General features: G+C 57.9%; 13 protein-coding genes. 7 read left to right on the top strand and 6 right to left on the bottom strand.

Annotated features, from left to right (window positions below; genetic code table 11):
- From HG264_RS04845 to HG264_RS04830, 4 genes are all read left to right on the top strand, one after another.
- Complete coding sequence (locus HG264_RS04845; RefSeq protein ID WP_169406594.1) at window positions 1-2,040, top strand: nitric oxide reductase activation protein NorD; 2,040 nt, start codon at window positions 1-3, stop codon at window positions 2,038-2,040.
- Window positions 2,041-2,235: 195 nt separating this feature from the next.
- Window positions 2,236-2,877, top strand: a complete 642-nt coding sequence (locus HG264_RS04840; protein ID WP_169406593.1) for a Crp/Fnr family transcriptional regulator — start codon at window positions 2,236-2,238, stop codon at window positions 2,875-2,877.
- Between the two features lie 53 nt (window positions 2,878-2,930).
- Window positions 2,931-3,290, top strand: a complete 360-nt coding sequence (locus tag HG264_RS04835; protein ID WP_169406592.1) for a YbaN family protein — start codon at window positions 2,931-2,933, stop codon at window positions 3,288-3,290.
- Between the two features lie 200 nt (window positions 3,291-3,490).
- Window positions 3,491-3,994, top strand: a complete 504-nt coding sequence (locus HG264_RS04830; protein ID WP_169406591.1) for a hypothetical protein — start codon at window positions 3,491-3,493, stop codon at window positions 3,992-3,994.
- A gap of 256 nt (window positions 3,995-4,250) precedes the next feature.
- Here HG264_RS04830 and HG264_RS04825 read toward each other — a convergent pair whose 3' ends face one another.
- The 6 genes from HG264_RS04825 to nosR form a co-directional block, all read right to left on the bottom strand.
- Window positions 4,251-4,784: a nitrous oxide reductase accessory protein NosL gene (locus HG264_RS04825; protein WP_169409010.1), complete on the bottom strand. Its 534-nt coding sequence runs from the start codon at window positions 4,782-4,784 to the stop codon at window positions 4,251-4,253.
- 19 nt (window positions 4,785-4,803) lie between these two features.
- On the bottom strand, window positions 4,804-5,634 hold the full coding sequence (locus HG264_RS04820; protein WP_169406590.1) for an ABC transporter permease: 831 nt from the start codon (window positions 5,632-5,634) through the stop codon (window positions 4,804-4,806).
- On the bottom strand, window positions 5,631-6,542 hold the full coding sequence (locus HG264_RS04815; RefSeq protein ID WP_169406589.1) for an ABC transporter ATP-binding protein: 912 nt from the start codon (window positions 6,540-6,542) through the stop codon (window positions 5,631-5,633). Before HG264_RS04815 ends, HG264_RS04820 begins: the two co-directional genes overlap by 4 nt.
- Window positions 6,539-7,801: a nitrous oxide reductase family maturation protein NosD gene (locus HG264_RS04810; protein WP_169406588.1), complete on the bottom strand. Its 1,263-nt coding sequence runs from the start codon at window positions 7,799-7,801 to the stop codon at window positions 6,539-6,541. The genes HG264_RS04815 and HG264_RS04810 overlap by 4 nt, the downstream gene beginning before the upstream one ends.
- Window positions 7,802-7,923: 122 nt before the next feature.
- Window positions 7,924-9,825 (bottom strand): TAT-dependent nitrous-oxide reductase, encoded by a 1,902-nt coding sequence (gene nosZ / locus HG264_RS04805; RefSeq protein ID WP_169406587.1) that lies wholly within the window; start codon window positions 9,823-9,825, stop codon window positions 7,924-7,926.
- A gap of 68 nt (window positions 9,826-9,893) precedes the next feature.
- The gene (gene nosR / locus HG264_RS04800; RefSeq protein ID WP_169406586.1) at window positions 9,894-12,053 is read right to left on the bottom strand and encodes a transcriptional regulator NosR; all 2,160 of its coding nucleotides are present in this window, start codon (window positions 12,051-12,053) and stop codon (window positions 9,894-9,896) included.
- Between the two features lie 551 nt (window positions 12,054-12,604).
- Here nosR and HG264_RS04795 point away from each other — a divergent pair.
- From HG264_RS04795 to HG264_RS04785, 3 genes are all read left to right on the top strand, one after another.
- Window positions 12,605-13,471, top strand: coding sequence for a CbbQ/NirQ/NorQ/GpvN family protein (locus HG264_RS04795; protein WP_169406585.1), 867 nt, complete (start codon window positions 12,605-12,607; stop codon window positions 13,469-13,471).
- An 88-nt stretch (window positions 13,472-13,559) separates the two neighbouring features.
- Complete coding sequence (locus tag HG264_RS04790; protein ID WP_169406584.1) at window positions 13,560-14,006, top strand: cytochrome c; 447 nt, start codon at window positions 13,560-13,562, stop codon at window positions 14,004-14,006.
- An 82-nt stretch (window positions 14,007-14,088) separates the two neighbouring features.
- Window positions 14,089-15,492 (top strand): cbb3-type cytochrome c oxidase subunit I, encoded by a 1,404-nt coding sequence (locus HG264_RS04785; RefSeq protein WP_169406583.1) that lies wholly within the window; start codon window positions 14,089-14,091, stop codon window positions 15,490-15,492.
- Window positions 15,493-15,643 lie beyond the last annotated feature (151 nt).

Raw genomic sequence — 15,643 nt, 5'->3', positions numbered from 1 at the left:
ATGGCCGAAGCTGAAGACGTAATCACCGACGCCGCACGCTACGCCACGATTTTCACCCGCAATCTCTGGCGCCGGTATCGCCCTCCGCCTCCGGGCCCTGTGCTGGTGGCGCTGGACGATGTAGCCAGCCGCCTCGATCTGCTGTGTACCGGCGTATTTGGCAATCGCTATCCGATCCGCGCCGCGCAAACGGGAGCACGTCCAACGCTGCTGACGCTTCTGTTCAGACGCGATCCTGCGCCGCGGACCCGCGCGGCCGTCCCGGCAACGGACGGCTGCAGCATCTGGCTACCCCGTGATGCGGGCACGCCCGACGTGGCACAGGGATCGTCCTGGTACCGCGTGCTCGCGCTGCAGCAGGCGATGCGCATTCAGCGTGCAAGCGCCACGCTCGTCTCGCCGGAGATGAAACCACTGGTACGTGACCTGTATTTGCTCCTCGAGGCAATGAATGCCGATGAGGATCTGAACCGACTGCTGCCCGGCATGCGCGGCGCACTTGATGCTGCCCGGCAGCAGGCTCTGCAGAACCGGCCCGAGCTGGAAGGGTTCTCTGCGCCGCGCCAGAAACTTGAAGTATTCCTGCGTCGGCTACTCGAGCGGCGCTGTGGTGATCCGCCGGCAGATCTGCTCTGCGCCACGGCGGAACAGTCGCTGCAGCTGGCCTTCCGCCTGGCACCTGAATTTGCGCCAGATGAGCAATCCGTGCGGCTGCTGGGTCTGCGTCCGCTTTACCCGGATTGCTGGACCGGTGCACTCAAGCCCGCCCAGGCCGAAACAGATAACAAGGCGGGGCCCGCTGTGGGCGCAACCGACGAGGCGGACGATGACCCCGCAGCCCCGCGCAGCGCCCGGCTGGAGCGTCGACCGACAATACGGGAAGCCAAGGAAGATGAGGACGATGACTCAGGCCCGGGTCCCTGGATGGTTCATCCTGAGGGGGGACACGAACATGCGGAAGACCCCATGGGCCTCAAACGCCCGGTTGATCTGGACGACGCAGCCAGCGCCGCCGAGTACGGCGAGCTCGTCTCCGAACTTCCGGAGGCCCGACTGATCTCTACCCCGGGCAGGCCCAAGGAAGTACTGCTAACTGATGATCCGCCCGAGGAGCGCGCCCGCCGCGTAGCAGGACGCAGTGATCCCCGCGGCAACCGGATTCGCTATCCGGAATGGGACTATCGCAGCAGCACTTATCGTGATCCCGGCGCTACTGTGCGGCTGCTTGATGCGGTGGCCGGCCCACAGGAATGGGTTGATGAGACACTCAGAAAGCATCGTCCGATGCTGGACTCCATTCGCCGCCACTTCGAGATGCTCCGTGCAGAGCCGGTGTTATTGCGCCGCAGGCAGGACGGCGACGATATCGATCTGGACGCCTATCTGGAAAATCACGCAGACTTTCGGGCCGGGCTTCCACGCTCCGACGCGCTCTACCAGACCCGCCGCGCCATCCGCCGAAACGTCGCGATTACCTTGCTGATCGACGTCAGCGGGTCAACCGATGGTTGGGTGTCGGGCAACAGACGCATCATTGATGTGGAGCGCGAAGCCGTCCTCCTGGTATGCATGGCATTGGAGAGTCTGGGTGAGCCCTACTCTGTCCAGGCGTTTTCCGGAGAGGGCCCGGGCGGCGTCACCGTACGTGAACTCAAGGGTTTCGACGAGCGCTACAGCAACGCCGTAGCCCTTCGCATTTCAGCCCTGGAGCCGGAACACTACACCCGCGCCGGTGCAGCCCTGCGCCACGCCACCAGCGGCCTGATGCGCCAAGCCGCCGAGCATCGCCTGCTGATCCTGCTGTCTGACGGCAAGCCTAACGACATCGACGATTACGAAGGACAGTACGGGGTTGAAGATATGCGCCAGGCCGTTAACGAGGCCTCCCTGCAGGGGATTTTCCCCTTCTGCCTGACAATCGACAGACAGGCTGCAGCCTATTTGCCCAAGGTGTTCGGCGCCAATCGCTATGCGCTGCTGCCCTCCCCTCAGCGTCTACCCGCCGTACTGCTGGAATGGATCAGGCGATTGCTCATCTAGTAGTAGCCTGACCAGCGACCGGATCCAGCCCAATCAGGCGCGCGGTAGAAGCCATCGGCAGCCTCGGCTATCATCTACCCAGAAAGAGGCATGGCTTGATGTAGATCAAGTGCTTACCCTCCCACGCACATCCAAACGCGAATTCAGCCCATGCAATTGCCTGCGCAACATCATCATCGAGTCCTTCAGCATCCAATGCTTTCGTCATTTCCCGCAGAGGTTCAGGCTGAAATGCTGGCCGAGACCGTCTACCGGGAATACCCGGCCCAGGCGCTGATTCTGCGTCAGGGTGATCCGGCCGATCGATTCTTTCTGGTGCTTGAAGGTGCTGTTAAGTTGTTCCGCATCTCACCTGATGGAAAGGAAAAGGTCGTCGAGGTGATTCAAGCAGGCCACACTTTCGCTGAAGCCGTGATGTTCATGCAACGTCCGGTCTATCCTGTTTGTGCCGAAGCATTACAGCCCGTGCAGCTGGCGGGTTTCTCGAACAAACTCATGTTGCGCAGTCTGGAGAGCAATCCGCAAACCTGTCTGCGATTGCTCGGACATTTGAGCGTGCGTCTGCATCAGCGTCTCGATGAGCTGGAAAACCTGACCCTGCAGAATGCCACGCAGCGCTTCGCGCTGTACCTGGTCAGCCAGATCAAGGATCGCTCCGACGATACCGTTGAGCTGGATCTGGGCCTGCCCAAAGGCTTGATCGCTGCACGTCTGTCGATCAAACCCGAAACCTTGTCGCGTGCCATGGCAACGCTGCGGGACCTTGGGCTGATAGGCAGCCAGGGCCGTCATATCCAGATTCCCAGCGTCAGCAAGCTCTTGGCCGAGTTCGCCTGAGACGTTGTGCTCGATTAGCACTCAACGCTGAGTATTCAGCAGGAAACTGAATCATGTTCAGGCAAGTACTATGGCGCACCCTGGCTTCGATCAGCCTCGGACTGGGTGCGCTGGGCATCGTCTTGCCGGGCCTGCCTACGACGCCATTTCTGTTAGTCGCCGCCTGGGCTGGTGCCCGAGGATGGCCCGCCCTGGAAGCACGCCTGCTCGCCCATGAGCGCTATGGCCCGGTGATCCGCGACTGGCGCAATGACCGCGCAGTACCGCGCAAGGCCAAATGGATGGCCTCGTTGCTGATGTTGAGCAGTGTGGTCATGATCTGGTTACTTCCTGCCCCCGACCTTGTCCGCTGGTTGCTGCCAGCTTTTCTGCTGTGCGTCGCCATCTGGCTCTGGACGCGCCCGGAAAGCTGACCGCTGGTCCATTCTCCCCCTGCAGCCGGGTTGCGAATACCCTCACGGTTTAAATGACCCTGTTACAGAATGGTGCATTCCACCCACACCATTAAATATACTGCAGAATCAATTACATAGCGTTCGGCATGAAGCTTGCTTTGATATAGATCAAGAAAACGAAAAAATTCGTTCCCGTTCAAACCAAGGAGTACATCTACATGTCCAGCAAGATTTTAGGCTTATGTCTGGCAACCGCCTTTGCGGTAGCACCGCTCGGTATCACTCATGCCGAAACCCATGACCATGCGCACGGACACGAAGCGCACCAGGCACATGGCATGGGCGAGCACGCCATGCAGTTGAACGACGGCAGCCAATGGGAAACCGACGCCCCGCTGCGCAAGGCCATGGGCATTCTGAGAAACGACATTCGCCCGTTGATGCCGGAGATTCACCAGGACACGCTTGAGGGCGAACGCTACCAGGCACTCGCAAGCAGCGTGACTGAACAGGTGAGCTATATGATCGAACATTGCGAACTGGAGGGCGAAGCAGACGCGCAGTTGCATCTGGTCATTGCGGATCTGATGACCGCCGCCAAGGTAATGCAGGGAGAAGTAGCGGATCAGGCGCAGCGTTTTGGAGCAATTCGAATGGTGGGGGCGTTGAATAACTACGCTACCTATTTCGACGATGCGGGCTTCGAGAAGCTCAGCCATTGATTCGCGGTGCGGCTGCAAAGCTATACGCATGGATTGGCTTAGCGATCCATACGCTGCTTGACCTTGGCGTAGCGCAGGCGCGCTACACCCCCAGGGTTCGCGGTCAGAACACGGCCCCGAAGACTGGGTTTCCTGGGGTTGGTGAGCGCCTGCTCGCCGACGGGGTTGGTTGGCTAAGCCATGCATCCGGACTCGTCTGGCGGGTTTGGCGTTGCTGCAGACCTGGCACGCAGGCGCGCTACACCTCCAGGTTGCATCAGTGCATGGATTGCCCGTGCTGGGTGGAAGCGGCCTGCTGCAATACGTCCTGATCGATATCCTCAAAACGCAATACGCGCCCGCCATGCTCGTGTGCCAGAGCCTGCGCAGCAGATTCATCGGCGAAACTGGCCAGCGTCGCGCCCATAGCACCCTGTAGCGGAATATCGATTACGTAGTAAGCCTGTTTCGCATCCACCAGGTGAGCATCATCGGGCGCGCTCCACTCGCTCTGCCCCATATCGTGAACAAACAACGAAACGTCACTGATGCGGTTTTCTGGCTGCAGCCACCAGCCGAGCATCTCTGCGGTTGAGCAGAATTTGCGTACGCCTTCGTTGCCGACGCTCTGTCCTTTCGGGCCTTCAAATTCGCTGATCACCATTCCGCAAACGTGGCATGAGTCTTCCTCATGGAAGGCCACCGGCTCGCGTGCTACGTCGTCTTCTTCCTGCTTGCCACAGGCCAGCAGGCCCAGACTCAGCAGAGTGATTGCAGCCAGGCGCGCGCTGCGTCCGTGAAGATAGTTCATCATTCTGAAATCCTTAGGGTCACACGACCCGTCGACGAAACAACCAATAGGCCAATAACAGCGAAATACTCACCCACACAACCAGGCATCCCCACAACAGCCAGCCTGATACAGGTAAATCATCGCCCAGTGTCAATACGCCGACGGCGCTGCTGCCGACATCAAAGCCAGACAGGTTGATCAGGCGGTAGATATCGGTTGGGTTGAACAGGAGCAGCCAGGGAAGCAGGTCCGGATTGAACTTGCCCTCGCTGATAACCAGCACCGCCAGCAAAGCGAGATCGAATACCAGTACGAACAGGAACCATAGCCCAAGCGCCAGACCGGCGGCGGTGGACTTTTCCCGGGCCAGGCTGCTCAGCACATAGGCCAGTGCCAGAAATACCCAACCCAGCAGTGTCGATGAGATCATGAACCGACCGAATGCCCATACCAGCAGACTCAGCTCGACATCCTCGACCAGCGCTGCGATGGCCAATGCCGCGCATCCGAAGCCAATCAAGGTGGCCAACGCAAGAATCAGCCCATGACCGAAAAACTTGCCCAGTAATATCTGTCCGCGACCAAGAGGATAGGTCAGCAGCAGCATCAGGGTTCCGCTCTCCTCTTCACCGACGATCGCGTCATAGGCGAGCATCAAGGCGATAAGCGGCATGAGAAAGGTTGCGAGACTGGCGAGGCTGGCGATGGTAGCGGGAATGGACGTAAAGCCGACCTGGCCGGAGGCGGCGGCGCCAAACCAGGCGATGCCGACGGCCAGAAGCGCGAATACCAGACTGATCGCCAGCAACCAGCGATTGCGCAGGCCGTCGCTCAACTCCTTGCGCGCAATATTCCATATCTGGTTCATGCCGGTACTCCGTTTGCCTTGTCCATGTAGTGGCGGTAAAGATCGGTAAGCGATGGCTGGTGGATTTCGATGTCGGTCAGTTTTTCGCCCGCAAGCAGCTGCCGGAGCAGATCAAGCTTCTGGTCGCCACGCGCTACGACTTCGATGCCATCATTGCCGAGCGGCGTGGCGCGGTGCCCTGCTGCATTCCAGCGTTGCATCCACGACTCACGGTCGATCACGCCGCTGACGCGAATGCGCTCCGGCAGTTCCGCTTCGTGGCGCAAGCTTGCCAGCGTACCGACCGCTTGCAAGCGCCCACTGGCAAGGATGGCCCCGCGGTCGATATGCCGCTCGACACCCGGCAATACGTGCGAACACAGAATGACACTGCAACCTTGCTGGCGGAGCCCGTCAATCAGGCTGTACAGATCTTCAGTCGCAACCGGATCCAGCCCCACCGTGGGCTCATCAAGCAGCAGCAGACGGGGCTCGCCGAGCAAGGCCTGGGCCAGCCCGAGACGCTGACGCATGCCTTTTGAATAGGTACGCACTCTGCGGTCCGCTGCATGACTCAGTCCGACCTGCTCCAGCAACTGGTCTGTCTGGCTGGGTGCGGCATCTTTCAAGCGCGCAAAGTGACGCAGCGTTTCCCTGCCGCTGAGCTGCCCGTAGAAGGTCACGTTTTCGGGAAGGTAGCCCAGGGTACGACGCACCTGCGGATCGTTCGGCTCGCGGCCCAGCACCCGCACCTGACCTTCAGTAGCGTTGAGCAAGCCGAGTATGAGCTTCATGGTAGTGGTCTTGCCTGCACCGTTGTGCCCGAACAAGCCAAGCACTTCACCCTCGCCCAGCGTGAGGTCCAATTGCTCGAGCACGGTCATGGCGCCGTAGCGCTGGGTGAGATTCTGGATTTCAACTGCATTCATCGGGTGGTTTCCTGAGCCAGTGCCGGACTGTCCGCCGGTAGCTTCATGAGCGGATGACTGTCCTGCACGCCCGGCGATTTGGTGACCGGGAAAACGCGTTGCACCCAGCGCAACAGTTCGATGGCCGGGCTGTTCATCAGCAAGCGCACCTGGGGATAGAGCCAAAGCAGGCGGTCAATGTTGTCGTTTGGTTCATAGGACACATCGCCAATCCCGTCGTTGTCGCGATCCCAACCCAGGTAATCGCTCCAGTAGTTACCCTGGCCATCGACCGACCATTCCTGGGTGCGTGTCGCCACGTATTTCACTTGTTGCTGGTTTGCCAAAAAGGCGTTGCGGCTGATCTTGTTATCCTCAGAACCAGCCGTAAGATGTATACCTAAGCCGCTGTTTTCGAAGTGGTTATTTTCTATCGTATTGAACAGCGAATTATAGATGAACAACGCCTTCCCCTCGGCTCCCGAGATCATGGTATCGCCCGTGTCGCCTTGATGGGCGTAGGAGACAAAGTTGTCACTTATCGTCGAGTAGGTGATGTAGTTCATCAGAATGCCGTAGTTCTGATCGTGCTCGGACCGGTTGCCGGTAACGGTCAGCTGACGGCTCTGCATCAGCGCATAACCGGTGCGGGTGTTGCGCGTGGTATTGCCAATGACGGTGTTGTCGTGGGAAAACATGTAGTGCACGCCATAACGCAGGTCTTCGAGCGTATTGCCCTCAATCTGATTACCGTTTGAGTTGCCGATATACACGCCGTCCCGGGTGTGGCGCACCTGGTTGTCGATTACTCGGGCGCCCTTGGTGCTGAACAGGTGTATGCCGTTCCCTCGGTTTTGCGAGCGAATACCCTTATCGCCCTGAACATCGTTGCCAATCACGCGTACGTCACTGGTCTGATCGATCCAGATTCCGAAACCCGGGCCGCGCAGGCGGTTGCCTTGCAATGTCGCCCGGTCGGCCTCCGGATGCAGGAAGATGCCAGCATCCAGTTCAGTCAGATTCTGTCCCCAATCCACTAGCGTGCAGTTTTCAAGGGTAACGTCTGGCGCGCTTATCTCAACGACATGTCCCTGGCCCTGCCCGTTCAGTATTGCGCCCTCTTCGCAGCGCAGATGAATGGGCTGGTCGATGAGAAACTGGCCCTGATATTCCCCTTCCGGGAGAAGCCAACGATTGTCACCGTCGGCAGACAGTGGCAGATCAGTGATGTTCTGCGGAGCCGCCTGAACCGCTCCGGAAAAATACAGTAATACACACATGGCACTGAGGCATGAAACCGCTCTCGCCGGTTTATTCGGCACTGCTTTTACCTTCTTCGGATGCTATCGAAAAACAGCCCGGCGGATAGCCGGGCTGCTGAGTCGTGCTGATAGCGGCGCTATCAGGCAGGTTCGACCATCATCCGTCCGCACATTTCCATGTGCAATGCGTGACAGAACCAGCTGCAGTAATACCAGAACAGACCGGGCTTGTCGGCAGTGAAGGTAATGGAAGAGGTCTGCTGCGGACTGATCTCCATGCTCACACCGTGGTTCACCATGACGAAGCCGTGGGTAACATCTTCGATCTGGTCGATGTTGGTAACCGTAACAGTCACCTCATCGCCTTGCTTGACGGTGAATTCGGTAACCCCATAGGCGGGGGCAAAGGAGGTCATGTAAACACGTACCTTGTTGCCGTCGCGGATGACCTTATTGTCGGCTGTCAGGTTGATGCCGTCCTTCTCGGCCATCTTCACTGTTTCAGCAAAGAACGGGTCGTCGCGGTCCCAGACCTTCTTGGTGCGGATCTGATCACGACGCGCCATGATGCAGTCATGCGGCTCCGCAAAAGCCGGGCCGTCGTGGACCAGCTTCATTTCATCGCCGGAAATATCGATCAGCTGATCATTTTCAGGGTGCAACGGGCCGGTCGGCAGGAAGCGGTCCTTGGCAAACTTGCTCAGTACCACCAGCCACTTGCCGTCGGCTTCAGACGTTTCGGTCAGCGAGGCGTGGGTGTGACCCGGCTGGTAATGCACGTCCAGCTTCTGCTTGATGTAGTTGACGTCTTCGCCGTTATAGGCGCGGACGGCTTCTTCCATGTTCCACTTGACGATCTGGCTGTCGATGAACAGCGTGGTATAGCCATTGCCACGACCATCAAAGGTGGTATGCAGCGGTCCGAGGCCCAGTTCGACTTCGGCTGCAACCACTTCCCGCGGGTCATCAAACTTATCGGCAAACAGATCGTCAAGCCGGTCAATGGCGATCATGGTGACCGTCGGGGACAGCTTGCCGGCGGCAATGAAATACTTGCCATCCGGAGAGGTGTTGCAACCGTGGGGGTTCTTCGGAACCGGGATATAACGCGTCAGCTCAGAGCCGGCTCGGCCGTCAACAACCGGTACCTTGGAATCACCCAGCGTGCTGAATTTGCCATCTGCAACGGCTTTTTCTATGCGCGGGATATTGAACACCACTACCCAGTCACGCTCTTCGCGCATCATACCGCCCAGATCGGTGGCTTTTTCTGAGTTGTAGCAGGTAGACGCCGCATATTTGCCGGTGTAGTCCGCGTCAGTATTGTCCAGGTTACCGTCGACGATCACCTGGAAGGCCACTTCCATGCTCTCGGCATCGATCACGTTGAACATGGTGTAGGCGTTTTCCCCAGTGAGATCAAAGCTCGTTCCGTCGTTCGGATGCGGAATGATGAACTCGGCGTTGGCGAAAACGTACTTGGTGTGCGGCACTTTCTGCAGGCGCAGACCATGGATCGACTGGACGTTGGGGATCGTGGTGATCTTGTCCGTCTTCATGATATCCAGACGAATACGGGCGACGCGACTGTTAGCCTTGTCGTTGATAAACAGATACTTACCGTCGTACTTGCCATCAGTCATGGAGATATGCGGGTGATGGCAGTCGCCATTCAGGAACTTGGCACTGTCGCCCATGATCCGCTTACTTTCATTGGTCAGGCCCCAGCCTGTCGCGGAATCGATGTTGAATACCGGGATGCGCATCAATTCGCGCATGGATGGAACGCCCATCACCCGAACCTCACCCTGATGTCCGCCGCTCCAGAAACCGTAGTAATCATCCAGCTCACCCGGGCCCACGTGAGTCTTGGACTTGGCCTCCTTGGCTGCCTGAGCAAAGGCCTCGCGGCTCATGATGGAGCTGCCAAGCGCAGTCGCACCCACGACCGCTGCCCCCGTCATGGCGCTGGCACCGAGAAAGCCCCGGCGGCTTAGTCCCTTGGCTTCGAGTACTTCGGTGTTCTTCTCTTTGTCACTCATCTTTCGGCTCCTTGGATACAGCTTTAGTCTACAAACTCGGATGTACAACGTTTGGTTCAAGTGTTAGTTCAAGGTTCAACCACATGTACCGGAATCAGCTCGGGAACAGGCTCCTTCTTGCCTTTGCGAGCCCGCTTGTTCTTGAGAATCAACGGCGGACATTTTTCGTCATTGTGGTAGGTCATCTGGCAATCCAGGCAGTAATGACATTCGTTGTGGTTGATATGTCCGTCCGGATGAATAGCCTGGATCTCACACTCCTTGGCGCACAGCTGGCACGGGTCGCCACATTCCTTACGGCGCTTGAGCCAGTCAAACAGGCGGAACTTCGATGGAATAGCCAGGGCGGCGCCGAGTGGGCAAATGTATCGGCAGTAGACCTTGCGCGTGAAAATACTGATCACCAGCAGAATCACCGCATAGAGTACAAACCACCATTGGCGATCGAACCTCAGAGTAATCGCCGTCTTGAACGGCTCGACCTCGGCCGCACGTTCTGCGACAGCCATGGATTCCAGCGAAATGGCAAAGAGCACCATGAGCACTATGTACTTGATCGCCCACAGACGCTCATGTACAGCAAAGGGTAGCTCGTACTGGGGCACTTTCAACTTGCGCGCGGCTTCATTGATCAGCTCCTGCAGCGCACCGAAGGGACATAACCAACCGCAGAAAACGCCCCGACCCCACAACAGAATGCTGGCGGCGGTGAAGACCCACAGGATGAAAATGATTGGGTCGGACAGGAACAGCTCCCAGCGAAAGTCTTCGAATACGGCATGCACGAAGGTCAGCACGTTGACGACAGACAGCTGTCCCAGCAGATACCAACCGAGGAATGTGACGGTGAATATCAGATACCCGCGGCGTAGCCAGTGCAGGAAAGTCGGGTGTTTGGTCAGCTTGTCCTGGAAGAACAGGATGCCAAGCAGCACCAGCAGCGCAGTGACCACGACGCCGATCTGCCAGCTCTGCTGATACCAGATATTGACCCACATCGGACGGTTGGCTTCTTCGATCGCCGCCAGTTCCGACTCTGTGAGCGGCGGCCGTTCGATGTACTCTTCAGGCAGCTGATATGGCAGTTCGAAACTGGTAAATACACTGCTTACCGGCCCGGTTTGGCGGCGTACCAGCAACTCCAGCGACCAGGGTGTACCGGGATCGAAGCGATGATTCTCGCGCACGATGAAAATCGACATTTCATCAAAGTCAGGCATGCCTGCAGCGAAGACGTCAGATAGCCGCTCGTGGTCCATATCGCGGAAACTGATCATCTCGCCGAACTGGCGCAGCTGCACCCGATCGAAGATGCCGCCGCGCACATAGCCAGACCCTTTGTAGGAGTAGTCACCCCGGCCCATCACGGCAATGGCGTGCTCGCCCGGTTCAAGGTCTTCCATCAGGAACCGGTACTGGTTGTCGCCCAACAGGTTGCGGCCAATGGTCGGCGGGTTGAGATGCGCGGCATACATGTCGATGAAAGTCGTGTCGACCTGCTCCGGTGCAGCTTCGTCTATGCCTTCTGCTTCGGTCCCCCGAAAGGCTTCGTCGATCTCGCCGTGGGTGAGATGCAGACGGCGAATCGCGCCGTTCCCGGTAAGGGTCGCCCAGTCCGCCTCCTGATACACATCATCGCGCACGGTGGCCGGCTTGGTCCCCGTTGCACTGGCGGCATCAACCAGACCCAGCGATACCGCGACGGTATGAGCTGACCCCATGACAATTTCGCTGACCACCATGACGGTCACCGTTGCTCCGCTTACCGCGTCCACAGTGACGGCGTTTTCGTCACGCGAACGCCCCACCACCACACGCTGGTTAACCGAAATGCCGTCGTATTTGGCGGTGAAGTCGTGCAGCTTCTGCTCGGGAATACCAATCAGCAGGATGGGTTCGTGGTGCTCCAGCACATAGGCATCCTGAATCACGCCTCGCGGATCGATAATCACATGAACATTGATAGGTTTGCCGGAATAGGCAGGAATGTTGGTGACATTGATACTCTCGTAGGCATAACCCACAACCTCTTCGCCGGCATACAGGGTGCGAACGTCGTACTCACCCTCAGGCTCGGAAATAGTGTCAACTTTGGGCAGCGCGGTCTCAATCCGCTGCTGAATCAGGTCTGCATAAACCTGTGCTGCAGCCGTCTGAAACGCCCCCAACCCCAGGATGAGGCAGATGATTGCTCTGCATACCCATGAGACATTGATTGGGTTGTTCATCTAGCAAAACTCCGGAAATAAAGGGGAGGCTTTAGGGTTTGCGGCAAGTGTAGAGATCCATTCAAGCTGCGGATTTGATCAGCGTCAATTTGCATCCTCTACCGTAGCGATAACGAACTTGAACGTTTGCTGCTAATTGGTGACTTATCGATGAATATAGCGGCAGATTGGAGTCAATCATCGAGATCAGCGCGATTGACCAGAGAGCCCCGCGACCCCATGTCGCAGGCGTGAGGCGGAACCAGCCGAAGTTTTCTCCACCCATGTCGGGTCATGGTGAACAACCGGCCGAACAACTGCCATACCCCTTCCTACCTATTGACGCAGACAGTGCTATTGGTCGCTGCCGCAAACGAAACGGTACATCTCACCACTAATGGTGATTATTACCACGCCGCAGCCGGGTCGAAAATACTTGCACGCCTACTTTCTCTTTATAGAACAGTGACTTATAAACTGGCATAGCACTTGCTATTAGTCCTGCACAGGCATCCGATCCGCTTCGACGGCTTAACTACCTTTCGAGCAGGATCCAGATCAGGACGAAACGTATGAACGATCTTGCAAGCACCAGTGCACTCCATCAGCCCGAGCACAACGGCATCTACTACCGGGCCACAGGTAATGAAACCGAACTATTTGAACAGGCCGCCCGGCATCAACTCCCGGTGCTCATCAAGGGTCCCACCGGTTGCGGCAAGACCCGCTTCGTTCAACACATGGCCGAACGTCTGGGGCGCAAGCTGTACACAGTGGCCTGCCATGACGACCTGACCACCGCGGACCTCGTCGGCCGGCACCTCATTGGAACTGACGGCACCTATTGGCAGGACGGCCCTCTGACCCGCGCAGTACGTGAAGGCGCCATCTGCTATCTGGACGAGATTATCGAAGCGCGCAAGGACACCACGGTAGTCCTGCACCCGCTTGCTGATGACCGCCGCATTCTGCCGCTGGATGCGACTGGCGAGTGCCTCGAAGCTGCCCCCGGCTTCATGCTGGTGGTGTCCTACAACCCCGGTTACCGCAACCTGTTGAAAGGACTCAAGCCGAGCACTCGCCAACGGTTCGTGGCGATGACCTTTGACTACCCCGAAGCAGCTGCAGAAATCGACATTCTGGTTCGCGAAGCCGGCATCGAAGTTGCTCTGGCAACACGGCTGGTTCAGCTGTGCAATGCCTTACGCCATCTCGGCACACATGACCTGGAGGAAGCGCCTTCTACCCGACTACTCATACATACCGCTCGCCTGATGCGTGCCGGCCTTGATCCCGTCGCCGCCTGCGAAGCCTGCCTGGCGCAGCCGCTGAGTGACGACCCGACCACTCAGGCCGCCATCCTTGACGTGGTCAAGGCGCACTTCGGGGCGAACACCCACCCTGCGACAACCTTACAACAACTGAAAACCAGCGCCTGAGGAGCTTCTGAAGAACGTAGTTATTCAGAGGATTCCCGAGTCTGATCTGCCACAGCTTCAGAACTACTAACACGATGAGGAAATAATCATGTCGGAGCGTTTTACCAAGGGCATGGCCCGAAATATCTACTACGGGGGCGGCATGTTTTTCATGCTGCTGTTTATCGGACTGACCGTGGACACCGTGGTGGCGATTCCTGAGCGCGAGAACCGCGACCAGCTCACCGCTGAGGTCGCTCACGGCAAGGAGCTCTGGGAAGAGAACAACTGTGTTGGCTGCCATTCACTCCTGGGTGAAGGCGCCTATTTCGCTCCCGAGCTGGGCAACGTCTTTGACCGTCGCGGCATGGGCAACGAAGAAGCCTTTCATGCCTACTTTTCCGCCTGGATGAAGGCGCAGCCGATCGGCGTTCCCGGCCGCCGGAAGATGCCGCAATTCAACCTGACCGAGGAAGAAACACGCGCCCTGTCCGAGTTCCTGATCTGGACATCGCGTATTGATACCAATGACTGGCCGCCGAACAAGGAAGGCTGAGGAAACCTGACCATCGCTCGCTACGTTTTGCAAAGGTTTCCTAGAACTGACCCGGTTCCCATTACGCAAGGATTATCAAATTATGAAATATGCAAGTCAGTCGGTAGCGAAGCCCTACTTCGTTTTCGCCATGATTTTGTTCGTCGGCCAGATCGTTTTCGGCCTGATCCTCGGCACGCAGTACATCATCGGTGACTTCCTGTTCCCGGAGATTCCCTTCAACGTGGCCCGCATGGTCCACACCAACCTGCTGATCGTGTGGCTGCTGTTCGGCTTCATGGGCGCAACCTATTACTTGGTGCCCGAAGAATCCCAGTGTGAGATCTACAGCCCGTTGCTGGCGAAGATCCTGTTCTGGGTTTTCGCGACCGCCGGGACCCTGACTATCGTCGGTTATCTGTCCGTGCCGTACGCCACACTGGCGACGCTCACCGGCAATCATCTACTGCCGACCATGGGCCGCGAGTTCCTTGAACAGCCAACCATCACCAAGATCGGAATTGCCCTGGTCTGCGTAGGCTTTCTGTTCAATGTCTGCATGACCATCCTGCGTGGCCGCAAAACGGTTATCAACATGGTGCTCATGACAGGTCTGATCGGTCTGGCCGTGTTCTGGATGTTCGCTTTCTACAATCCCGTATCGCTGGTGATGGACAAGTACTTCTGGTGGTGGGTTGTGCACCTGTGGGTGGAAGGCGTCTGGGAACTGATTCTGGGTTCGATTCTGGCCTTCATCCTGATCAAGACCACTGGCGTTGACCGTGAAGTCGTTGAAAAGTGGCTGTACCTGATCATCGCCATGGCTCTCATCAGCGGCATCCTGGGTACCGGACACCACTTCTTCTTCATTGGTGCACCCGGCTACTGGCTGTGGATCGGTTCGGTCTTCTCCGCTATCGAGCCGCTGCCGTTCTTCATGATGATGGTATTCGCCTTCAGCATGCTGAAGCGTCGCCGCCGCGACCATCCGAACAAGGCTGCCGTTACCTGGGCTGTCGGCTGCACCATCATGGCGTTCCTCGGCGCCGGTGTATGGGGCTTCCTGCACACTCTGGCTCCAGTCAACTACTACACACACGGGACTCAGCTGACTGCTGCCCACGGCCACCTCGCGTTCTACGGCGCCTACGTGATGATCGTCCTGGCAATCATTTCCTACGCTGCGCCACTGCTGCAAGGTCGTGAAGCCAACAGCCCGCAGGCACAGCGCTGGGAAATCGCATCCTGCTGGACAATGAGCATCTCCATGCTGCTGATCACACTGCTGCTGACCGCTGCAGGCGTGGTACAGATCTGGCTGCAACGTATCCCTGACGATGCCGGCGCGCTGGGCTTCATGGCCACTCAGGATGCGATCACCGTGATCTACTGGATGCGTCTGGCTGCAGGTGTGGGCTTTGGTATCGGCGTGATCATGTATCTGTCGAGCTTCATCGTTGCCCTCCGTCCTAACGAAGTCACTGAGTTACCCGCTGCAGCAGCGTAAAGCCTGTAGCCAAACCATGCCGGCAGTCCCCTGCCGGCATCTCCCTCCGGAATTCACCAAGGAGAGATCCATGCACCAACTGCTCTCCAGCATCCAAATCAATAGTCTCTGCGCCTTGCCGCACCCCCTCCCTGCGATCGAGAAGGACTGA

This window comes from Pseudomonas sp. gcc21, from assembly GCF_012844345.1.
Lineage (GTDB): Bacteria > Pseudomonadota > Gammaproteobacteria > Pseudomonadales > Pseudomonadaceae > Halopseudomonas.
The sequence above is the reverse complement of the archived record's forward strand: the minus strand, read 5'-3'. Positions and strand labels throughout refer to the sequence as shown.